The organism is Sporomusa aerivorans (assembly GCF_041428895.1).
In the GTDB taxonomy this organism is placed as follows: domain Bacteria; phylum Bacillota; class Negativicutes; order Sporomusales; family Sporomusaceae; genus Sporomusa; species Sporomusa aerivorans.
Window position 1 is genome coordinate 2,071,203 of sequence record NZ_CP156926.1, and the last position, 20,948, is coordinate 2,092,150.

The window sequence follows — 20,948 nt, forward strand, 5'->3', positions numbered from 1 at the left end:
TATTTTTGGTCAAGGGAAGGTTGATACGCATGATTGCTGATTATTACGCACTGGAAAAAATACGTGCCCTGGAGAGTGCCTTGCAGTATATGCAAGGAAAGCTTAATCAACCGCGCCTGGTTTTTAAGCTTAGCCAGGAAATTGTTCGACGAAAGGCCGACCGACGCTGCTTTAGTCGCCGCCATGATTACCCTGCTGCCTAAAGAAAAGCAAGAGTTTTTCCGCCTCCGCTATCAGAAAAAGCTGCCGCTGGTTTTTGTTGCGCCCAAACTCTTTATTTCGCCTAAAGTCGCCGGCGTATGGAATGCGGAAATTCTGGAACGTCTTTATGCCTTGCGGGAAGGTGTAGTAGGGGATTTTATCCTGTCCCCGCCAGCCCTCTGCGCAGTTGAAAGCTACCTTAATACCATTTTAGATTTTTACTTAACAGAGGGAATGAAATATGCAGATCCTATCTATATCAGGAAACTGGAAACAAGAAGAGATTCTCTTGTTCAGTTGCGACTATATATGGAGCAATATTTGGAAAATGTGAATGCGCAAGAACGCCAGCTTTTACTTTGTTGGTGCTATGATCCATGCCTCACCTATGTCGAGCTCGCCGGGCGGTTTTACGTGTCGGAATCGACAGCGGGAAGATATGTGCTGCGCTTTAAGGGCGTAATGTTCATTTTTGGGGAAACATTGAGCAAAAAAATGCCGGACAAGGGTGTGACTGACTTTAGTGCTTTATTATATGCCCAAGAAAATAGGTAGCCACCCTATTTACGGAAGAGGCTATGGATTAATCGTATATTACGTTTTTTCCTTCTTCACTCAACTTTTTTAAAGATGAAAGCATATGATTTATTTCTTCATCGGAATGTCTTTCCCATGAACCTAATTCAGCTATTATTTTCAAAGGAGATTTAGACCTATAAGAACGTGTTGGGTTTCCAGAAAATCTTTTGTTAGTTAAGTTCGGGTCATTATCAAATTTACCTAAAGGTTCTACAATATAAATTCTTTCCTTTGATTTAGATTTCGCTAATTCAGCACCCCATTTAGCAGCATCTAATGTTGCAGTAAAATATATATAGTTAGATTTTTTATCTTGGTAATTTGATAAGTGTTGTGGTTCTAATAAATCTCCAATTTTTAGCTCTGCTTTAGTACCATGAAAAAAAGGACCATTATCTAAGACATCTTCTTTCTCATTCATACTGTTACACCTCTTTTATGTTTTTAAATTTGTGTATAACATTATCGTATCCGAATTCCCCAAAAAAGAATCGGGTTCGATTGTGGGAAGGATATTCATGTAATGTGTAGCTTTTGGAAAAGCAACAAACTTTACGAACAGAGCCATTATATATTCAGGGTCATCCTGGTAGATAAGGACAATATAAAAGGCAGCATACAAGAAACAGAACTGGTGAAGTACGATTAATAACTCGGCCACTGGTCCTGGCCTGTTCTTAGGGGAAGGCGGAAGAAAGATCATGTCTTCTTCTGAATCGCGCTTTCTGCCGGTGACCAGGTGGTATATATCGCGGCGGGCGACACGGCACAGTGGATGGTAGATTCGAGTACCGCACAGGACACGCCGCATATCTACGTGAAACCGCTCAAAACGGATGCCCAAACGAATTTGATTGTCAACACAGACCGGCATCGGTATCATGTGCTGCTTATGGCGGCGGACTGGTATAATCCCATCATCATCTGGGAGTATCGCATCGAGGAAGAAATCGCCCAATATGAGGCCGACAACCGTGCCCAGAAGCAACTGCCACTACCGCGGAATTCCAAATCCCGCTATGAGGTCCGGGTACAGGGAAAATCGACGCCCGGATGGCTGCCGCGCGACGTATGGGACGATGGCAAGAATACCTATATCCATCTCGGCGATACCCAAAAAGAGCTTCCCATTCTATATGCACTTCAGGAAAAAGGCCGGACCGCTCCGATACAGTATAAGCGCGAAGGCGAATATTTCATCGTGAATGGCATCCTGGACCGGGCGCGGCTGCAGAGCGCGCAGGGCGAAAAAGTGGATATTGTCCGGCAGGCGAACCGGAAAGGCGGTGCCTGATATGCTGAAAAATTTACAGGTATTTGTGAAGCTATTAAAGGCAGGGCGGAAACGGGAAACGCCGCCGGAGGCGTCAGCCGCTAAAGAAGCAGAGGTAACCACGAAAGCAGAAACGGCAAAGAGCCGCACGATAAGCAAAAAGAAAGTGTACCTGCTTTGCATTCTGCTGCTGGTTGCGTTCATCGGCTCCTTCTTCGCTTTTTCCAGAGATGCCGCCAAGCCAAAGCAAAAATCGATCGAGGCAGCGGACGCAAAACTTGCAGTACCGCAGCTGGCCGCTGATTACAGCGACCTTTCGCGACTCGCGCAAAAAGACACGAAACCGAAGGGGCCAGCGGGGAACGGAACGACCGCTGCCGGCAGACAGCAAGCGTCGACGGGCATGGGAAACGAACCGTCGGCCAGGACGGTATATCAGACGGCCGACCCTGGAATCAGGCCGACATTATCCAGCGATATCCGGGCGCGTGAAGCGGAGGAGAGGAACTTGGCGGAGCGGACGCAGACTTTGCGGGAGAAAGTATGGAGCTCGGCGATTGCCTTTGCGCTCAAGAAGGAAGGCGACGCGACGGAACAGCACGTCAATACCTACAAGGCAGCACGGAAAAACTCGCTTGCCCCGGGCACCATGCTGCCGGCTATGCTCATCAGCGGCATTAACTCCGACAATGGCGGGCAGGTTACGGCGCAGCTTACCGCCGACGTCTATGATTCTCTTTATGGCGATACGCTCTTAATCCCCATGGGAACAAGGCTTGTAGGCACCTATGAGGGAGGGGCCAAGCTAGGCGAGGCCCGTGTTAACATTCGCTGGAGCCGCATCCTGCTGCCAAACGGAGCCTCGTACCAGATGGGTGATACCATTGTAACCGCCGGCATGGACGGCTATCCGGGCATTCTGGGCAAAGTGGATAACCATGATGACCAGGTTGTTTCGGCCGGGCTGGTGACAACGGCGCTCGGCGCTCTGGGTTCGATTGCCGCCGGCAATACGTCGTCCAATGGGGACAACTACAGCGCTTCGAATCTAGCCGCGCAGGGGGCTGCCAGCAATTTGCTCAATGTGGCAGGCAAGCTCATGGAGCAAAAAATGGGCCGCATGCCGACGATCACCGTTGAGCCGGGGACTCCCTTTCTCCTGCGCGTCGCCGATATATTGCCACTTCGCCCGTATGACGACTAAAAAGTGGAGGGCGAAAAGAAAAGGCGTATCCTGATCCTCCTGGGTACGGTCGGATTGGTTATGTTGCTGGTTTCCTGGCTGACTACGCAGTGGTTTGCCAGGCGCTTAGACTATGATCCGCTGTTAGGCTGGGCTTTTTCCGTTGAGGGCGGCACGAAGTTCTATTTCCCCTGGGACATTTTCATTTGGCGCTGGAAATTCTCAGCCGTGGTGCCGCATTTATCGGCCCTGGCCGGAAAATATCTGCTGCTTGGCCTGCTCAGCGGCGTGGGCTTAAGTTTTTACATCGAAACCAAGCTCAGGCCCCTGGATTCGCATGGCAGTGCCGATTGGGCCGGCCGCAGCGACGTTAAGAAAAGCGGCCTCTGCGTAAAAGCAGGCGTCATTTTTGGCCGCAATCCCTACACCAAGAAATTTCTCTTTCACGACGGGCCGGAACATATTCTGTTGCTGGCGCCAACGCGCAGCGGCAAGGGCGTCGGCGTGATTATCCCGACATGCCTTGTCTGGAAGCATTCGATGCTGGTAACGGACGTGAAAGCGGAGAACTGGAATTTTGCCGCCCCGTACCGCCGCAAGGTACTCAAGAACCGGGTCATTAAGTTTGAACCCTGCTGCATTGACGGGACGGGCGCCAGGTGGAACCCGCTGGTTGAAATCCGCTATCGGACGGTGCGGGAATTCGGCGACGTGCAAATTATCGCCGATATGCTTGCCAACCCCGACGGCAAGGACATTAGCGGCGACGGCGCGCACTGGGTCATTACGGCCTCATCGCTTATGCGTACCGTCATCATGCATCTGATGTACAAAAAACACCAGGAAGGAAAACTGCCGCCAACAATGATGGAAGTCGCCACCTTTTTGTCTTTGCCCCACAAAGCCATTATTGCCGAAATGAAAGTCTATCCCCATATTTCACCGGAAGAATTCTTGAGTGATACCAACATCCTAAATGAAATCTACAGCCTGCCGGACACGCCGTACACTGACATTGGCAACTGGACGCGAGAAGTGGCGGACCGGTTGGAAGACCAAGCGGAGAAGCAGGCCGTCGCAGCATTGAAAACACTGCAAGCGGCACGAGCTTGGCCAATGGCTGGACGCCTCCTATGCAGCCATAAAAATGCTTGATGAGCTGGACGCTGTTGCCGGTGAAACAGTCGAGGAAGAAATCGCGCCGGCAGCCAGGGAGGAGTTTCGCTTTATAGAGTAGACGGGGAGGAACGCTTATTTGACCAAACAAAGCCGCACGGAAGAAACCTTGTATTATCTCCTGGGCGAAGATATCCGCGCCTACTTGGCTGATGACAATATTACAGAAGTGTATCTCAATACCAATTCCGATGAGATTTGGATCGACACCAGGGATCGCGGCAGAGTGGCTACGGGAAAAATGATGGATGCCCAGACGGCGGCCAATGTCATTTATACGATTGCCGACCTTACCGGAAAAATCTGTAACGATACGAACGAGACGCTTGCCGCTGAGTTCCAGGGCATTCGTTTTCAGGGCCTGCTGCCGCGGGTGGTTGAAAAGCCCGCCTTTAACATGCGCAAACACAATGCCGGGGCTCTGACCCTGGCGGACTATGTAACCAGCGGTATTATGACCGAGGCGCAGCACCAGGTGCTGCTTGACGCCATCTATTCCCGCAAAAACATCCTGGCGGCCGGCGGCACAAAGTCCGGAAAAACCACGTTCCTGAATGCCGTTTTAGCCGAAATCGCCAAGACCGGCGACCGGGTTGTGCTGCTCGAAGATACCAAGGAACTGCAATGCGCGGCGCCGGATATGGATAGGCTGCTTACGACAGAAAACAAGACACTGGAGGACCTGCTGCGCGATACCCTGCGCCTGACACCGGAACGGATTATCGTCGGCGAGGTACGCGGCGCGGAAGCGCTTATCTTACTGGATGCCTGGAGTACTGGCCATAAAGGCGGGGCGTCAACCATCCATTCCAACAGCGCGCGACAGACGCTGCGCCGCCTGGAGGAGCTTACGGCCCGGGCGGAGGCCCGGGCGCACCAGTATATGATCGGTGAAGCCATCGACATTATTGTGTATCTGCGCTACAGCGGGTTGAAGCGGAGCGTGGAACAGATTCTGGTGGTAGACGGGTGGGATGCCAGTAAAGAGGAATACTTGGTCCAGGAACTGTAAAGGCAAGATGGTCAATTTGACCACCTTGCCCTGGGAAGTGGAAAGCGGATAGGCTAATGCGAATTCGTGGAACGGAAGACGGTATTTTAGAATGGGGGATTTTAGTGTGGATGAAAAAATAAGAGAGAGAATTATGCAAGCGTATGGGCAGGCGCAAATATTGGTTGTGGACGATGCTGCGTTTGCCCGACTTATCATTACCAGAGAGTTGACCGACATGGGGTTTGACGGCAGGCAAATTCATCAAGCCGGCAGTGGCGAAGCGGCCCTGGAAAAGATAAAACAAAAATTCTTTGATCTTATCATTTTAGATATTACCATGAAGGGTGTGGATGGCATTGCTGTGCTGAAAGCAGTGAGGCGAGCCCAGCTTGCGACCAAAGTCATCATGTGCAGCTGCAGAAATTCGGAGGATATCGTTAAAACCTGTGTCCGTTTCGGCGTTGACGCATTCATTGTAAAACCGTACGCGCCGGAAATCCTGCAAAAAACTCTGCATCGTATTGCGGTTGGCAGCGCCCAGGAAGATGCGATCTGGCACGCCCATTGCCATGTTTGCGATCAAAAAATGGTTGAAGTCAATGCGAAGGACACGGTCAGCTTTTATTGCCCGAAGAATTGCATGGTACTCGGTCCATGGCCGACCGTTTTAGTAACTCAAAACGAACTGGATCGAACCTATGGGAAGGCAAAAAGGGTAGGTTTTCTGCATTCGGGACGTGAAGGTATCAAAGTTGATGTATCAGTGATGAAGCTGTGAAAGTGCGGAAAAAGGGTGGCGCGTAGCCGCCTTTTTTTTATTATGCTCGAAGCGGAACCGGTATGGAATTTCGAGGAGGCGAGATGAGTGAACGTAATGAAAGGTCGAACGAAAAACGCAGGAAGGAGTGGCCGGTATCTAATCTTGGTGGCGATAGCGGCAGGAATTTTTCTTTTCCACGGCACTGGCATGGCAACTGATGCGAGCAGTATGAAACTGCCGTATAAGACGGGCATTGGCCACGATGTATACGGAGCTTACGGGCACTGTCCCGCTCATTGGCGGGACGATTGCCATCGCCGTTGGTGGTGCCATGTACATGCTTGGCGAAGGGCAAATGACGCGCACGGCTATGCGCATTTGCATCGGCACGGGCATCGCCCTCTTGGCGCCGCAGGTTATCCAGGTCTTTACGCCGGATGTAACGGCCGGAGTTTTATTTTGATGGCGCAGAGAGCGGAGGGGGGCACGCTCGCCGTCCAGCCGCTGTTTCGCGCCCTTACCGGACAGCTGCTGGTTGCCGGAGCGCCGCGCGGCATGATTGTTCTTAATATATGCCTTGCCGCCATCTTCCTTTTGGCGCTGCATATCCCGTGGATTGTGCCAGTCAATCTGCTGATTCACCTATCGGCAGTATACCTAACCAAAGAAGACGAGCAATTTTTCGATATCTTACGGCGTTACCTGCACAAAAAATCTTACTACGGTGTATGAGGAGACCAATTATGAAACCATTTCAGGAATATCAGATGGATTTAACGAAAGTGGCCGAATGGCTGCCGTGGGCCGCTATGCCGCTTGCAGGCGTTGTGGAAAATAAAGACCATTCTTTTGTCGGCGCATTTTCTTATCCTTGTGACGCGGTCTTTGATAGCGCTTGCTTGTGTCGGGAGCTCCAGGCGTTGGGTTCCGGCTGGGGAATATGGTCCGATAACCGCCAGGGCCGGTGTTACGTGGCGTTTTCGTGGCTGCCGCAGGCTCAAAGTGACGACGCTGCCGGCCACTTTGACCGGGTTTTGGAGACGTTGGCAGAGCACTTGCCGCTGCAGCGTTTATACGCCGGAGGTTTGTTGCAATACCTCTTTGAGAGCATTGCCATCAAAAAGCAAATCACGTTCCCTGACATACCGATGTATTTAGATGCATTACTGTCCCTGGAACAGACGTATAAGCTGAAGCCGCGGGAAATTAACGTGGATGGATATTGGGTGACGGTACTCGCTCTGAACGGATTCTTGGAAGAATGCACCGGCAGACTGTATTCCTTTTTAAGAGAAACAGCCATTCCGTTTCGTTCCGTGCGCCGCTTTCTACTGCTCACCGCGACCGAGGCAGCCGAAGAAGCAAAACGCTATATGGCTGGGTGGTGCAGTAATCACAGGACAATCACGCCGCTCTTAGCCTATGAAGCCAACAAGCCCTGTGGCCTTTACGCCCATCTTTTAGTGCATTGGAGTACGGAAGAGGATGAACTCGCTCGGCAAAGTATGCTGATCAAGGAGTTTCTTAGAGCGCAGGGGCAGCTTGCCTACGGCGAACATGCCCAGCCGGAACTGTGGTTTGCCGCTGTTCCCGGGAATTTCCGCGCCTATCTGGTCGCGCCCATGCTTCAGATTGACGACCTGAGAGTACTGTTTTGGGGCGAAGAAGGGGCTCCAGTATGATTCATTTGAAAAAATACCGGGAAAAGCGGGTGCTGTTACAGGACTATATGCCGTTTGGGCGCATCTTGTATTTAGAGAACGGCGCAGGGTTATGCGTATTAAAGGATGGAGCCTTTCTTTCTACCTTGCGCTATCGCGGCCCTGACCTCGACAGCGCAATCCAAGAAACGCTCGCCTGGATGACCGGGCAGATGAACAGCCTCTTGTTAACGTTGGGGACCGGCTGGGTGCTGTATGCCGAGGCGCAACGCGCCCCATCGGTCAGCTACGATTCGGATGTGTATTTTCCCGACGCGGTAACAAAGGCCATTGACGAGGAGCGGCGGGAAAATTTCCAGAATGGGCAGCACCACTTTGAAAATAGCTACTATCTTTCGCTATATTGGATGCCGCCGGCCGATACGATCAGCAAGCTCAAGAACTTCTTTGTTGAGGGCATGGAGGCGAAGAGGACGGAAGCGCCTGCCGATGCTGCGGAATATATCGAGGACTATACGAAACAACTAGCACTTCTTTTTGCGTCCTGCTCGGTGGTCGGCATGCCGGAAACCGAATGGCTGGGGCCGGATGACCTCCTCTCCTATCTATACTCGACAATCTCCTTAACGTATGTTCCGCTCAAATTACCCAAGAACCCTATACTATTGGACGGGCTGATCTATGATACCCCGCTTTACGGAGGTATGGCGCCTCGTCTTGGCGCGAAATACCTAGCGGCCGTATCGCCGGTAAAATATCCGGATCATAGCAGCTTTGGAATGCTCAATATCTTAAATACGCTGCCATTCTCCTACCGGTTTATCACTCGCTTTTATTTTTTAGACAAACAGGACGCGCTTGGTGAAATAAAGACGTTTGCCAGGGGGTGGCGGTCAAAGGTAAAACCGTTTACGGCCACGATCAAAGAGCTGCTTACCGGTTTTGCCGGCAATGAAGTAAATGAGAATGCGGTGGAAAAGGTCGAGGAAATCCGCGCTATGGAGCAACTGGTTGAATCCGATACTGTAGGCTGCGGCTATTACTCCGCCATGCTGCTCCTGGCAGACCAGGACAAGACTCGTTTGCAAAAAAACGCGGAGGAAATCGTGCAGCTCTTTACGAATATGGAGCAGGGATCTATCGCCGCAAAAATAGAAGGGATGCATACCCTGGAAGCCTATTTCGGCAGTATTCCGGGCAACGTGTATTATGGCCTCCGCCGTCCCATGCTGTCAACGGGAAACCTGATACACCTGTTGCCGATTACCGATATTTGGGCGGGGAAAAAACGCAATGACCATTTCAAAGCCCCCGTTTTGCTTTACACGAAAACCGGAGAAAACACATCCTTCCGTCTGACCCTCCATGTCGGCGACGTCGGGCATACGATGCTCATCGGGCCGACGGGCGCCGGAAAATCTGTGCACCTCAACCTCATTGCGGCGCAGTTTCGCAAATATAAAGACGCCCGAATTTTTATTTTTGACAAAGGCGCATCAAGCCGTATTTTGACAGAGGCCGTCGGTGGTAATTTCTTTGACCTCGGCAATGAAACGGAGCTTTCGTTTCAACCACTGCGGCAGATTGCTGATGAGAAAGAGCGTATGTGGGCGGCCGAATAGATTTATGATTTCTTAAGGCAAGAAAATGTGACGATTACGCCGGAGATCAAGAAACATACCTGGACGGCCTTAACGTCCATGGCGGCGCTGCCAGAGGTCTACCGCACGATTTCCACCCTGAAAACCACCGTGCAGGATAAATTGCTGAAAGATGCCTTGGTGCCGCTAACTATCGAAGGCGCTTATGGCAAAATGTTCGATTCGGCGGAAGAAAAACTTGTATTCTCGAATTGGCAGACCTTTGAAATGGAAACGCTGATGAATACCCCGGCGATTTTGTCGCCGGCGCTGATGTATATTTTCCACCGCATCGAGCAGGCCCTGGATGGCAAGCCCATGTTGATCGATCTTGACGAGTGCTGGATCTTCTTCGACAATCCGACCTTTGCGGGGAAAATCAGAGAGTGGTTAAAAGTGTTGCGTAAAAGCAATGCGTCGGTTATCTTTGCTACACAGTCGTTAGCGGATATAGTAGATACGCCGATTTTTTCTACCATTCTTGAATCTTGTCCGTCGCGCATCTTCCTGCCCAACAAAAACGCCTTTGAGGAACGGTCTAAGAAACTGTATCGGGCTTTTGGCCTGAATGACAGGCAACTGCAGATTCTCACACAGGCAACGCCCAAGAAAGAATACTATTATGTGTCGGAACTGGGCTGCCGCCTGTATGATCTGGACCTGGAGCAGGAAGCTCTGGCCTACTGCGCGGTGAATAAGCAGGATCTAATCACCTGCAGCCGGATTATAGCCGAATACGGCAGGGCGGATTTTGTGCCAAAATGGCGTGAACACAAAGGCTTGCAGTAGGAAGAAAAAATATACCGCAGGGATTAAATCCCTGTGGTTTTTGTTCTAGTACGACGAGTAACATGCCCAGCTTTGATGGGTTCACTATCAACGTCTTCCGAATGAACTTCTATACCTTGAACATCCTGAAGGTAAGTGCTATCCTCCTCTTCTTTATCACGAACCATGTCACCGATGTTATCCGTTGCTGACATGACACCGGCGGTTGCTGCGACGGCGGCCGATCGTAACCTTTTTCTTACTGCCGGAAAGGATAGAGCCAGTACAACGCCCCCAGCTATCCAACCCAGCGGAGATAGGAGTTGCAGAATTCTCGAACCCCAGTACAACATAAAATGAGCACCTCCTGAAATAGATACGCTCAATAGTATGTGTACTAAGTTCTCAGATTATGTTGAACCTGACGCAGGGGTATGACAATAGGCGCAGCGTGTTATAACGTTGGTTGCAACGAAAGGGGGCGAGGCGATGAAAGCGAGAATTACGCAAAGTGGCAATTCGATCGTCCTCATTCTGCCGAAGAAGTTGCCGACCGGCTCACCGGCTTCCTTGCCACCTATATATTTCTCGCGCTTCAATGGTTGGGAATTGGACGCACCGGAGGCTAACGCGGCGGCAGTCGTGCTGGGGCTGGCGGCTGGAGATATTGACGGGGCCTAATTTTCCGCCTGGCTAAAAGAAAACTCGGTGAAAATTCCTAAGAGGATCTGACATAGAAAGCGCCTGATTGTTCAGGCGCTTCATGCTTCCCGGAATCAACAATGCACTTTAGAATTTGGTTGCTCACTTCGCCTGCTACGATAAAAAAGTTGAAAGCGCGCGAAGCTTGTTTCTTGCTGAAATACCATTTTGAGTACAAAAGGAAGTTATCCACGCTTTTTCTCTTGCAGTGTATGGATCATGCCAGAAACGTCTAATGAAAGACTTGAGCTTAGATGAGCAGCCCATATTTAACTGAGACAATTCATTTATTGCATTGAAGTTGTCCAATACAGCTTGTTCTGTTAGTTTTCCCTCTAAATAGTCCAGAAATAGCAGTTCGTAAAACGCAAAGGGTATAACATCAGAATCTTGCATTCGCATTAATGTATAATGAGGACCTCGTTCCTTAATATCATCGGTAACTAAACTAACACACCCCAAAGTTTTGGCAAGCGCTATTGCATATACTTCTCCCAGGTCACTGCCGTCGAACAGTCTGCGTAATTCTCTAACATGGTTCTGGAAGATATTATGCATCCCGATACTTCTTAAAGAATCGTCTGTAACCAATTCTATCTTTCCTGTAGCAACATCTTGATCGAAGGCGGCGATGACAGGCGCGTTAGCATGCCTTTCTAGCTCCTGGTTTCGGATGAACTCGTACACTATCAACTTATTAAATCTGCTGAACAATATACTTTGCAGATTCGCTGTGTACAGGTGAATAATTACGTTCGTGTCAAGGGATGCATCCATTAATCAACCCCCCTGAGCAGATCGTCAAAGCTTTCATCCTTATCGCTTTTCTCAGGGGGGAGATTAAGCTCTTCTACAGGTATATCAACATAATTTAATACTGCCTCTAAACTGGACTTGGGAATTAGCTTCTCATTATAATTAGATATTGCCCACTCCAAATACTCAGCTGGTACTATTTTTGCATCTGAAGATATACAAAGATTAATGTTTCCCTTAATAGCATTCAATAGTTTGGAAGCGGTATTTTCTGCTTTGTCTTGTTTGAGCCGCTCTATTTGCTCTCCGTTTAATTTTTCTAGTTCCTTTAGGCGAATAAGAGCCATATCATAGCTTACACTAAAGGCAGTTTGTATCCGAGCAATATCGAGGCCATTCCATTTTTCAACTGGCTTATCATGCAATTCAAATCGTATAAATTTATCTACCTTTTCACGGGGCATTAGTAAACAAGCGGCGAAGTAATTGGCTTCGATTTCTTCCTCGGTATGTCCGGTAAGAGTTTCGTCTTTTATTATCGTTTTGCCTTCTTGCTCAGACAGGTGCAGCTTGTGGTGACCGATTTCATGGGCAACAGTAAATATTTCTCGCGATAAGATAGTAGATGAATTGGAAAAAATTATTCCTTCGGCATCTCTTATCATAGAAAACCCTAGAAATGAATCTTCCCCGATGGGATATCTAATAACCCGATACCCCAGTTTTTCCGCCACTTCAAAAACGTTCGGAATGCCGTAGTCAGTAATATTTTCTCTTGTAGTTTCAGCTATTCTTTCTATGTTTAACTGCCGGGTTTTATTCATCTGCATCAACCAGCTTTACGCTATTATATAATTTGCGGTGGGCATAAAAAGTCTCAATCATGTTAGTTATAAATGCAAACTTGTCTTCTTGAGGCTGACCATTTTCGCCTCTGAAAATTGGCTGCACAGCAGGAACATTGTTAACTGAAGAAGTAATATCTTCAATTTTAACCCCTAGAATTCCCGCAATAATATTCAAGCTTGAATAGGAGATGTCGATCAGGCCCTTCTCAAGTCTTGCATATTTCTGCCTGGTGCAAGCCATTTGTTCGGCAACCTGTTCCTGGGTAATCCCCTTGGATTCCCTTAAGCTGCGGATTCTTCTCCCCAAAGCTGTATTCATGGCTACACTCCCTTTCGGCTATATTTTACTATATTCTATGAAGTAAGGCAACAAAAATGTTATAAATTTGTAACATTAATTTTTATTATACCTAGTGAAACGGAAAAATATACATCGGTATGTTATAAAATAGAAACATGAGGAATTAAAAACCTCGTAGCGTAGCTGACGAATGCAGAGCTTATTCTTGCAGACCTGGCCAAAGACAGTAAGCCAGTGACGGAGCAGACAGTCAAAGAGTATCAGGTACGGCTAGATAAGGCGTTGGATAACTTGGTTGCCGAGGCAGAGCAAGAATATAGCAAAAAAGAATATGTGGCTCTTGCCGATTTGAAACGAGAGAACGAAAATGTATGAATTGGTCGTACTTAACCTGCCGCACGGGAGCTTAAAAAGTTTGATAACGTTATGCAAATTGGAACACGGGAAAACTTCTATCAGGAACTGAAGAACATAGGCACACCGCCGGGATGTGCCAGCTTGTAGATAAAAGAGATCAACGGCGGTTGGTATTGTGGACATGAATGGTGAAACGGAAAACAGTGCATCTTTGGACGGAGTTCTTGTTTGGAAATCTTGAAGGTGGAACATAATTATGGTATAATAAAGCCGTGAAAGGAGCTGATAGTATGCCCCAGATTATTCCAATTCGGGATTTGAAAAATACTAGTGAGATTTCTCAAAGGTGTCGTGCATCCAATGAACCTATTTTTGTTACAAAAAATGGGTATGGAGATATGGTAATCATGAGTATGAAGATGTATGAAGAAAAAATGTTCATGCTCGACGTTTATAGTAAGCTTATTGCAGCCGAGGAGCAGTTGGCGGAAGGAAAAGTGCTTAACGGTGACGCCTCGTTAAAAAGTATAAGAGAGAAGTATAATGTATAAGCTGCTTGTTACAGAGCTGGCGCACCAAGATTTGGATAAGATATTCTTATTTGCGCAGATTTTGATCTTACGCCGGCAATTTCCCTATATTCAATTATTACAAATACCAATGACCGTCGTTTTTGGCTGTTTTATCGATTTTACGATGTATATGCTTAGTATAGTGGCGCCGGTATTGTATATCAGCAGTTTATCACATTACTGCTGGGAACTACACATTAGCCCTGGGCGTTACTTTAGAAATCATCGGCAATGTTGTTGTTCTTCCCGGTGAAGGTATTGTCAATGCTATTTCCTTGCCATTGGCATTTTGCCTTTGGGAATACAAAGACTTATGTGGACACAAGTATTGTCCTCATTGCCGCCTGCCTATCCTGGATGTACTTCGGTGAAATTTACGGCATTCGTGAAGGCACCTTGATTTCTGCCTTTTTTACTGGCTTTTTCTCCGGATTTTTCATTTGCCGTTCACATCTTTTCAGGACCCTATAGAAGAAAAGCCAGGCTATCAGTACCATTAAATCCATGACACCCGTATTCTCTTGCGGGAATCTGCCGGTGTTTACAGGTCTTCGATTATGAAAGGTTTTTCTTTTTCTCAAAAAAATATTTAACCACTTGATAACAGGCTAAAATGAGACTCTTGGTTTTATCGTCAGTGTAGTAAGTTTTCCTTTTGCAGTCGCCGGTTGAGTGCGATAAGGTATAACAATAAAAAATATCGCATATATCTTGGAGGTACACATGGATAGACCGCAATCGACCGCTGATGAATTCGTGGCACCTATCAAAGAATAACAGCTGCTGTACCTGCACGATCCTATCGGATAAGCACATTAAAAAGTGACGAATTCTGCGGCTGGTTTTCATTCCTCGGCGCAGCACGAAGCAATACTGCTCGCCGACGTGCGCCAGCAAGCAACGAAATCTGGACGGCTTCTGCGGAGAAAAAGAAGTTAGTGCGGCTTACCAATGCATCATCGCCAAGGATAAGAAACAAAAATTGCCTGGACGGCGGAGCCGTGGTGAAGCCGCGTGAGGTGCTGCGACATTTTTCTGAAGAAAACTATGCGCATCGGGTGCAATTCCACTCCGCGTAGGAAGCTCTGAATAAGACGGAAAAGAAAAGTTGGACGGATCGCCAGGTATACGAACAGGCCAAGGCCGATTATCTTTCCTGGCTGAACAGTCAACTCAGCTGCCAAGTGCATTCATATCGATAACGACAATCTGGAAGAAGCTTGAAGTGCAAGGTGAGGGAGCGACAATGGCCGCTCCCTCACCTTGCTTCTGCTCAGTCTATACTGTCGATCTTGTTGCCGTTTCCGCATAGCCTGGAGCGTGCTGTTCTATCCCTGTGCAGTCAGCAAAATGTATCTGTTCAGCAAATGACACTTCGCCGACGCGCTGATCCAAGAAGCGACGTTCGGTATCGTAAAACTGTTAATCGTTGACAGACTCAGGTTTTAATAAGTTACAATGCTATACATCTCCCTCAACGCCGCGGCTAACTCTGACATCAGATTAAGCCATTGCATTTTATCGTCTCGAAAATATATAACACCACAACGAATAAATTGATTGTACTATTACTTAATATCATGGAAAAACTATAGCAGCAAGAAATGCAAGTGGCCCATTTGGGTAGCTACTTGATAGATTGACGTTCTGCTGGCTAGCGAGATTAAGAAAAGCCACCTTTGTTTTATGAATATGATATAATGGCACCAGAAATCTCAAGCGTAAAGCACATAATATGAAAGGTGTTGGAACAGGATGAAGCTTGAAAACAAAAGAAAGGGGGGGAAACTATCAAGATATTGGCCTGCATTTTTGCTGATCGCGTTTTTGCTGTTTGTGCCCATATCCATTAATAGCTTTGTTGAAAGTCAGTATGGGCTAGGAATAAAGGAATACATTGAACGTTCTATGCCGCTAACGAAAAAAGAAAAGCAGTGGCTTCAAAATAATCAGCTCATTTTTGGCGCGGACAATCAAGCTCCACCGCTGCGCTTTGTCGACCAAGAGACGGGACAGTACCGTGGCATTTCAATTGATATTGTAAAAGCAATATCAATTTATCTGGGATGTGACATTCAGTTTCAGCCTTACACTTTTAACGATGCACTGCAGGCACTTAAGGAAGGCAAAAGCCAAATGTTTGATATCTTTCCAAGCGAAGAACGCGCCAAGACCTACCTGTTTACGGACGAAATATATGAGATCCGTGGCATTATACTCACAGCAAATCTTAGAAGCAACATTCATTCCGCGCAGGACCTGAATGGGCTCCGCGTAGCTACGCCGAAAGGCGACTACTCCGTTGAATTTTTTAGTGAACAAGGCATTAACGTGCGGTGGTCAACTGAAGTGAATATACAAGATTGTATCCAGTTGCTTCAGGATGGCAAGGTTGATGCAGTTATAGGGGATGAGACTGTTGTCCGGTATTACAAGGAACGAATGGACGCGCAGGATTCTCTGATTGTTGTGGACAATCCGCTGTATAAACTCGGGGTAGTATTTGCGCTTAATAGATCCCAGCCCATTTTGCAGGATATACTCAACAAAGCAATCCTGCAAATGAAAAAAAACGACCTCCTTCCGAAAATTCAGCAGAAATGGTTTGGTCTGTCCGTCTCTGAAATTTCACGCAGAGCGTTCATGAACTACGCTTTCATGGGCGAAATGCTGCTATTAGGTTTATGGATGACTCTCACCTTTTTTGTTCTGTGGAACCGACGTCTTAATCGAGAGGTGGAGGTTCGCACCGAAGATTTGTTTAACAGCCAGAACGACCTGCAAACTACCTTTGACGGTATTACTTACCTCATGGCTGTTATTAATGAGACAGAAGAGATTGTAAATGTCAATACCGCCTTCTGCAGGGCTGTCGGACAGAAAAAGTCCGCCGTTATCGGTAAGCCCTGTGCTTCGTACAAGCCTTTGCTCTTCGGGGAACGCTCTTTCGATTCTATATGGGAAAGACTTAAGCATGAAGAAATTCGATACCAACATCAGACAGATAGACTGTTTCAGACGGACATTTTTCCGATAAAGGATCAGGAAGGGTACCTGAAACGCGCCTTGTTTGTGCTTAAGGACATCACGGAGATAAGTCTTATACAAAATCAGCTTCAACAGGCGGAAAAGATGGTGATGGTCGGGCAAATGGCGGCCGGTGTTGCGCATGAGATCCGTAATCCGCTCGGTATCATCAAAAGCCACGCATACCTGCTCAAGCGCCAGCTTGGCACTGTTGCGGATGTTACGCTTAAAAGTATCGGTGCTATAGAATCCTCTGTGGACAGAGCCGCATCCATCGTGGATAAGCTGTTGAATTACTCTCGCACTTCCTCCAATGGTGGTGAGCGAATTGAACTGGAGCCCTTTCTGCGCGAAATGTTGGATTTGCAGTTTGCTTCCATGAAAACAGATGGCATTGCGATGCATTTGGATTGTTCCAAAGGTCTGCTCTGCACAGTGCAGCTTGAGAGTCTCAAGCATATCATTGTCAATTTAGTAACCAATGCCATTTTGGCAATGCCTGATGGTGGGGACCTATTTGTATCCTGTTATAAAGTAGCGGATTCTCTGGAGCTTGTGATACGTGACACCGGGGTGGGCATCCCAAAAGGAAACATTGAAACCATCTTCTTTCCCTTTTTTACCACGCGCGAGCCGGGCAAGGGAACCGGACTTGGACTTTATGTCGTATACAACGAGGTGAAACGCTGCGGAGGAGACATTTCTCTGAGCAGTGACGAAGGTAAAGGCAGCACCTTCACCGTACGATTGCGGGCAGTTTTTCCGGATATACTGAAACGAGGAGGGCAAACATGAAGAAATCTGATTTTCGCATCCTGGTAGTGGAGGATGACCCTGAATATCAGGAGGCATTGCTGCTAATTTTAGAGGAAGAAGGCTACCTGGGCAAACGGGCATCCTCTGGCGCAAATGCCCTTGAATTACTTGGTAAAGGGTCGTTTGACCTTATTCTCGCAGATATGATGATGCCCGGTATGACGGGGATAGAGTTGCTCGTTCGTATGCGCTCGCAGGGAATTTCGACAGAGGTAATCATTATCACGGGTTTTGGCACAATTGATACCGCAGTGGAAGCGATGAAAAAGGGCGCGTTCAGCTATTTTATAAAAGGCAGTAATATCGAAGGCCTGGTATTAGAAATTCAGAAACTTTACGAACTTAAGAATTTGCGCGAAGAAAACGCTTATCTCCTGCAACAACAGGAGAGCCCTTACCTGCTCACAACGCACAATCCAGAGTATCAGGAAATGCTTGACCTTCTTGAAAAGGCGGCGAGCAGTTCTATAAATATTCTGCTCATGGGACCATCCGGCGTGGGAAAAGAGGTCATTGCGCGTCATATTCATAAGCTTAGCCCTCGCAGCAAGGGACGCTTCGTTGCTGTAAACTGTCAGGCCCTTTCAGAGCAACTGCTTGAATCCGAGCTGTTTGGACATGAGAAGGGCGCTTTTACTGGCGCCCTGGAGCGCCGTGTGGGACGTTTTGAGGAGGCTCAGTGCGGCACCTTTTTTCTTGATGAAATCGGTGAAATTGCTTTAAGCACGCAGGTAAAGCTATTGCGTACCCTTGAAAACCGCACCATAGAGCGTCTTGGCAGCAACCGCTCTATTCCGGTGGATATGCGGTTAATCAGCGCTACAAACAAGAATTTGTATACCGAGGTGATGCATGGACGCTTTCGGGAGGATCTTTTTTATCGAATCAACAACATTGTAGCGGAAATTCCGCCCCTCTCCCAGCGACGGGAAGACATCGACGGTTTTATCAAATTTTTCTTTAATAAATTTTCCCAGGAGCAAAAAAAGAAAATTATTGAGATTGACCCCGCTGCGCTGCGTTTTCTTAAGGAGTACGATTACCCCGGAAATATTCGGGAAATGAAAAACATAATAGAACGGTTAATCGTGCTTTCCGAAAACGGCGTTATTACTTCACTGGGACTGTCTCATACTCGCTATACCGATTCTTTGGTGCATGGCCCGGGTCCAGTGAACCTTCGCGATTTCCGCAGTCAGGCCGAGCGGGAGCATATTCGCTCTATTCTTTTGAAATGTAAGGGGAATCAAGCAATGGCTGCCCAGATGCTTGGCATAACAAGGCGTCAGCTTTACAATAAGAAGGTTGAGTATGGTCTGGATTAAAGATGGGAAATAAATTTCATATCACATGGAAATATATTTCTTTCCTTCACTGCGCGGACAAAGTTTTTTACTTTGTCCGCGTTTAGTTTGTTGAACATTACAACAAAGAATAAACTGCACTTTGCTGCTATTTTTACAAAGATTGTGAACAGAGATGGATTTTCTATAGAAGGGGCCATAGTTGGCATGATAATTGCTTATTAATAAGCATGGAAGTGACAACTTCCAACAATACCCCAATAGAAAGGAAAGGTGCAAAATAATGGCAGTCAAAAAAGGAACATGGGTACAGATACACACCATCGTGCTGCGTCCGGAAGAAAGAACCGGCAAGATCCCGGAGGATACACGAAAAGTACCGCTGGAAATGTGGGTAAAGGGATTTCTGAATGAAGACGCGGAGATTGGAGAGCAGGTCGCCGTCACTACTGTAACGCAAAGGACGCTGACAGGAACCCTTGAAGCCGAAAATCCGGCGTATGATCACGGCTTTGGGGAAACCTTCGTGCCGGAACTGCTTCAAATTGATACAAATCTTCGTAAAATAGTGAGAGGAGAGGACTAAATCATGGTAAAAGACAATGGTTACCAGGCGGTGCTTTCCCGCAGCAACGAAATCCTTAAGGGCGCTCTGGGCATGGATTATTCCGCCTATGAATCCGGCGGGATCGCGTTTGACTATGAAGGCATGATGGCGAATAGCGGATACAGCTTTGAAGATATCGTAAAAATCCAGCGTGCAACAGGTGTGGGCAACACCCCGCTTCTTGAGATGAAAAATCTGACCGCTCTTGCACGTAAGACCTCCCCCAAGGGAAAGGGCGCCAGAATTTTTGTGAAGGATGAACAGTGCAATCCGTCCGGCAGCTTTAAGGACAGACGCGCAGCCATTTCGGCTTATCATGCCAAAAAATTAGGATACAAGGGCGTAGTTGCCGCTACAAGCGGAAACTACGGCGCCGCAGTCGCGTCACAGGCGGCCATGTACAATCTTAAATGCATCATTGTGCAGGAATGCTATGATTCCCACAAAATTGGACAGCCCGAAATTCTGGAAAAGAATCGCAAGTGCGAATGCCTTGGTGCGGAGGTAATTCAACTGAGCGTGGGGCCCGAGCTGCACTATTCCTTCCTGCGTATACTTGAGGAAACCGGGTTTTTTAACGCATCTCTGTATTCCACCTTTGGCGTCAGCGGCATTGAAACGCTGGGCTACGAGATTGCGCAGCAGTGCCGTGAACAGATTGGCCGCGATCCGGACTATGTGATTGCCACACAGGCAGGCGGCGGCAATCTCACCGGGACAGCACGCGGACTGCGTTGTGCAGGCGCCAATAAAACAAAGGTATATGGTGCAAGTGTTGATTTAAGCGGACTGCACATGGCGTCAGATACGGACTTCAACCGCAAATCCTTTACAACTGGGCATACCGGCTTCGGCGTTCCGTATGCAACCGATCCCGATCACTCGGATGTCCCCCGCAGCGCGGCGCGTGCTCTGCGCTACATGGATAAATACCTCATCGTGCAGCAGGGAGAGGTATTCTATATCACAGAAGCTCTGTCTGTGCTGGAAGGCGTGGAGCGCGGACCTGCCGGGAACACCTCGCTGACGGCCGCCTTTGCTCTGGCCAGAGAGCTGGATGAAGATCAGGTGATTGTTGTGCAGGAAACGGAGTACACCGGCGCGGGGAAGCATCCGCTGGCACAGCTCTCGTTCGCTCGGTCCATGGGTATTGAGATTAAATTCGGCGATCCCAAGCAGGACAAGCCCGGCCAGAACATTATTCTTCCAGAGCATCCGTCCCAGATTACCGCCCGCTATTTCGATATGGATAAGCTGCGGCATTCCTGCATTAAGAATGCGGTGAAGCATGTGGGCGCCACAAGCGCAAATGAAAACGATATCCGCTTCCTGATGGAAGAGACCCAAAGCAATCGCGCTTACGTGGTAAATACACTGACAGAACTTGGCATCACGCTGGGGTAACAACGCAGATTACGGAGGT

The 20,948-nt window shown here is 48.1% G+C and carries 23 protein-coding genes; 18 read left to right on the forward strand and 5 right to left on the reverse strand.

The genetic code is table 11. The features are described from left to right. Positions 1-33 precede the first annotated feature (33 nt). Complete coding sequence (locus SATMO3_RS09430) at positions 34-756, forward strand: hypothetical protein (protein WP_371380350.1); 723 nt, start codon at positions 34-36, stop codon at positions 754-756. Positions 757-784: 28 nt separating this feature from the next. On the opposite strand, the gene arr is transcribed toward SATMO3_RS09430, so the two are convergent. After that, positions 785-1,201, reverse strand: coding sequence for an NAD(+)--rifampin ADP-ribosyltransferase (arr, locus tag SATMO3_RS09435; RefSeq protein ID WP_371380352.1), 417 nt, complete (start codon positions 1,199-1,201; stop codon positions 785-787). 354 nt (positions 1,202-1,555) lie between these two features. On the opposite strand from arr, the gene SATMO3_RS09440 reads away from it, so the two are divergent. The 10 genes from SATMO3_RS09440 to SATMO3_RS09485 all read left to right on the forward strand — a co-directional run bounded on the left by SATMO3_RS09440 (position 1,556) and on the right by SATMO3_RS09485 (position 10,256). Continuing rightward, the gene (locus SATMO3_RS09440; RefSeq protein WP_371380354.1) at positions 1,556-2,074 is read left to right on the forward strand and encodes a TrbG/VirB9 family P-type conjugative transfer protein; all 519 of its coding nucleotides are present in this window, start codon (positions 1,556-1,558) and stop codon (positions 2,072-2,074) included. Beyond that, positions 2,040-3,257, forward strand: a complete 1,218-nt coding sequence (locus SATMO3_RS09445) for a TrbI/VirB10 family protein (protein ID WP_371380356.1) — start codon at positions 2,040-2,042, stop codon at positions 3,255-3,257. The genes SATMO3_RS09440 and SATMO3_RS09445 overlap by 35 nt, the downstream gene beginning before the upstream one ends. A gap of 3 nt (positions 3,258-3,260) precedes the next feature. Continuing rightward, on the forward strand, positions 3,261-4,391 hold the full coding sequence (locus SATMO3_RS09450; protein WP_371380359.1) for a type IV secretory system conjugative DNA transfer family protein: 1,131 nt from the start codon (positions 3,261-3,263) through the stop codon (positions 4,389-4,391). Between the two features lie 100 nt (positions 4,392-4,491). Further along, complete coding sequence (locus SATMO3_RS09455) at positions 4,492-5,424, forward strand: ATPase, T2SS/T4P/T4SS family (protein ID WP_371380362.1); 933 nt, start codon at positions 4,492-4,494, stop codon at positions 5,422-5,424. 106 nt (positions 5,425-5,530) lie between these two features. Beyond that, entirely contained in the window at positions 5,531-6,184 is a 654-nt protein-coding gene (locus SATMO3_RS09460; protein WP_371380365.1) for a response regulator, read from the forward strand. A gap of 235 nt (positions 6,185-6,419) precedes the next feature. Continuing rightward, positions 6,420-6,629: a TrbC/VirB2 family protein gene (locus SATMO3_RS09465; RefSeq protein ID WP_371380366.1), complete on the forward strand. Its 210-nt coding sequence runs from the start codon at positions 6,420-6,422 to the stop codon at positions 6,627-6,629. Continuing rightward, positions 6,629-6,898 carry a VirB3 family type IV secretion system protein gene (locus SATMO3_RS09470; RefSeq protein ID WP_371380368.1) on the forward strand — a complete coding sequence of 90 codons (270 nt, stop codon included), beginning with the start codon at positions 6,629-6,631 and terminating at the stop codon, positions 6,896-6,898. Before SATMO3_RS09465 ends, SATMO3_RS09470 begins: the two co-directional genes overlap by 1 nt. Positions 6,899-6,909: 11 nt before the next feature. Then, on the forward strand, positions 6,910-7,848 hold the full coding sequence (locus tag SATMO3_RS09475; RefSeq protein ID WP_371380370.1) for a hypothetical protein: 939 nt from the start codon (positions 6,910-6,912) through the stop codon (positions 7,846-7,848). Beyond that, a complete protein-coding gene (locus tag SATMO3_RS09480; RefSeq protein ID WP_371380372.1) occupies positions 7,845-9,449 on the forward strand; it encodes a hypothetical protein in 1,605 nt (534 codons plus the stop codon). Before SATMO3_RS09475 ends, SATMO3_RS09480 begins: the two co-directional genes overlap by 4 nt. A 27-nt stretch (positions 9,450-9,476) precedes the next feature. Beyond that, positions 9,477-10,256 (forward strand): hypothetical protein, encoded by a 780-nt coding sequence (locus SATMO3_RS09485; RefSeq protein ID WP_371380374.1) that lies wholly within the window; start codon positions 9,477-9,479, stop codon positions 10,254-10,256. 23 nt (positions 10,257-10,279) lie between these two features. Here SATMO3_RS09485 and SATMO3_RS09490 read toward each other — a convergent pair whose 3' ends face one another. Continuing rightward, positions 10,280-10,588, reverse strand: a complete 309-nt coding sequence (locus SATMO3_RS09490; protein WP_371380376.1) for a hypothetical protein — start codon at positions 10,586-10,588, stop codon at positions 10,280-10,282. Positions 10,589-10,724: 136 nt separating this feature from the next. Here SATMO3_RS09490 and SATMO3_RS09495 point away from each other — a divergent pair, with 136 nt between their 5' ends. After that, the gene (locus SATMO3_RS09495; RefSeq protein WP_371380378.1) at positions 10,725-10,916 is read left to right on the forward strand and encodes a hypothetical protein; all 192 of its coding nucleotides are present in this window, start codon (positions 10,725-10,727) and stop codon (positions 10,914-10,916) included. Positions 10,917-11,051: 135 nt separating this feature from the next. Here SATMO3_RS09495 and SATMO3_RS09500 read toward each other — a convergent pair whose 3' ends face one another. From SATMO3_RS09500 to SATMO3_RS09510, 3 genes are read right to left on the reverse strand one after another with little or no spacing between them, the layout of a single operon-like run. Beyond that, on the reverse strand, positions 11,052-11,714 hold the full coding sequence (locus SATMO3_RS09500; RefSeq protein ID WP_371380380.1) for a hypothetical protein: 663 nt from the start codon (positions 11,712-11,714) through the stop codon (positions 11,052-11,054). Continuing rightward, entirely contained in the window at positions 11,714-12,517 is an 804-nt protein-coding gene (locus SATMO3_RS09505; protein ID WP_371380382.1) for an ImmA/IrrE family metallo-endopeptidase, read from the reverse strand. Before SATMO3_RS09505 ends, SATMO3_RS09500 begins: the two co-directional genes overlap by 1 nt. Next, positions 12,510-12,860 (reverse strand): helix-turn-helix transcriptional regulator, encoded by a 351-nt coding sequence (locus SATMO3_RS09510; RefSeq protein ID WP_371380384.1) that lies wholly within the window; start codon positions 12,858-12,860, stop codon positions 12,510-12,512. Before SATMO3_RS09510 ends, SATMO3_RS09505 begins: the two co-directional genes overlap by 8 nt. A 216-nt stretch (positions 12,861-13,076) precedes the next feature. Here SATMO3_RS09510 and SATMO3_RS09515 point away from each other — a divergent pair, with 216 nt between their 5' ends. The 6 genes from SATMO3_RS09515 to ortB all read left to right on the forward strand — a co-directional run bounded on the left by SATMO3_RS09515 (position 13,077) and on the right by ortB (position 20,929). Beyond that, positions 13,077-13,217 carry a hypothetical protein gene (locus SATMO3_RS09515; RefSeq protein ID WP_371380385.1) on the forward strand — a complete coding sequence of 47 codons (141 nt, stop codon included), beginning with the start codon at positions 13,077-13,079 and terminating at the stop codon, positions 13,215-13,217. Between the two features lie 272 nt (positions 13,218-13,489). Beyond that, positions 13,490-13,750, forward strand: coding sequence for a type II toxin-antitoxin system Phd/YefM family antitoxin (locus tag SATMO3_RS09520; RefSeq protein WP_371380387.1), 261 nt, complete (start codon positions 13,490-13,492; stop codon positions 13,748-13,750). A 1,776-nt stretch (positions 13,751-15,526) separates the two neighbouring features. Next, a complete protein-coding gene (locus SATMO3_RS09525) occupies positions 15,527-17,593 on the forward strand; it encodes a transporter substrate-binding domain-containing protein (protein ID WP_371380388.1) in 2,067 nt (688 codons plus the stop codon). Further along, on the forward strand, positions 17,590-18,939 hold the full coding sequence (locus tag SATMO3_RS09530) for a sigma-54-dependent transcriptional regulator (RefSeq protein ID WP_371380389.1): 1,350 nt from the start codon (positions 17,590-17,592) through the stop codon (positions 18,937-18,939). The genes SATMO3_RS09525 and SATMO3_RS09530 overlap by 4 nt, the downstream gene beginning before the upstream one ends. A 262-nt stretch (positions 18,940-19,201) precedes the next feature. Continuing rightward, the gene (gene ortA, locus SATMO3_RS09535; RefSeq protein WP_371380391.1) at positions 19,202-19,504 is read left to right on the forward strand and encodes a 2-amino-4-oxopentanoate thiolase subunit OrtA; all 303 of its coding nucleotides are present in this window, start codon (positions 19,202-19,204) and stop codon (positions 19,502-19,504) included. 3 nt (positions 19,505-19,507) lie between these two features. Then, the gene (gene ortB / locus SATMO3_RS09540) at positions 19,508-20,929 is read left to right on the forward strand and encodes a 2-amino-4-oxopentanoate thiolase subunit OrtB (protein ID WP_371380393.1); all 1,422 of its coding nucleotides are present in this window, start codon (positions 19,508-19,510) and stop codon (positions 20,927-20,929) included. Positions 20,930-20,948 lie beyond the last annotated feature (19 nt).

Bases quoted from the DNA above. Each gene is read 5' to 3' on its own strand.
- arr (WP_371380352.1), bottom strand. From the start codon at position 1,201: ATGAATGAGAAAGAAGATGTCTTAGATAATGGTCCTTTTTTTCATGGT.
- SATMO3_RS09440 (WP_371380354.1), top strand. From the start codon at position 1,556: ATGGTAGATTCGAGTACCGCACAGGACACGCCGCATATCTACGTGAAA.
- SATMO3_RS09470 (WP_371380368.1), top strand. From the start codon at position 6,629: ATGGCGCAGAGAGCGGAGGGGGGCACGCTCGCCGTCCAGCCGCTGTTT.
- SATMO3_RS09475 (WP_371380370.1), top strand. From the start codon at position 6,910: ATGAAACCATTTCAGGAATATCAGATGGATTTAACGAAAGTGGCCGAA.
- SATMO3_RS09480 (WP_371380372.1), top strand. From the start codon at position 7,845: ATGATTCATTTGAAAAAATACCGGGAAAAGCGGGTGCTGTTACAGGAC.
- SATMO3_RS09490 (WP_371380376.1), bottom strand. From the start codon at position 10,588: ATGTTGTACTGGGGTTCGAGAATTCTGCAACTCCTATCTCCGCTGGGT.
- SATMO3_RS09495 (WP_371380378.1), top strand. From the start codon at position 10,725: ATGAAAGCGAGAATTACGCAAAGTGGCAATTCGATCGTCCTCATTCTG.
- SATMO3_RS09500 (WP_371380380.1), bottom strand. From the start codon at position 11,714: ATGGATGCATCCCTTGACACGAACGTAATTATTCACCTGTACACAGCG.
- SATMO3_RS09505 (WP_371380382.1), bottom strand. From the start codon at position 12,517: ATGAATAAAACCCGGCAGTTAAACATAGAAAGAATAGCTGAAACTACA.
- SATMO3_RS09510 (WP_371380384.1), bottom strand. From the start codon at position 12,860: ATGAATACAGCTTTGGGGAGAAGAATCCGCAGCTTAAGGGAATCCAAG.
- SATMO3_RS09520 (WP_371380387.1), top strand. From the start codon at position 13,490: ATGCCCCAGATTATTCCAATTCGGGATTTGAAAAATACTAGTGAGATT.
- SATMO3_RS09525 (WP_371380388.1), top strand. From the start codon at position 15,527: ATGAAGCTTGAAAACAAAAGAAAGGGGGGGAAACTATCAAGATATTGG.
- SATMO3_RS09530 (WP_371380389.1), top strand. From the start codon at position 17,590: ATGAAGAAATCTGATTTTCGCATCCTGGTAGTGGAGGATGACCCTGAA.
- ortA (WP_371380391.1), top strand. From the start codon at position 19,202: ATGGCAGTCAAAAAAGGAACATGGGTACAGATACACACCATCGTGCTG.
- ortB (WP_371380393.1), top strand. From the start codon at position 19,508: ATGGTAAAAGACAATGGTTACCAGGCGGTGCTTTCCCGCAGCAACGAA.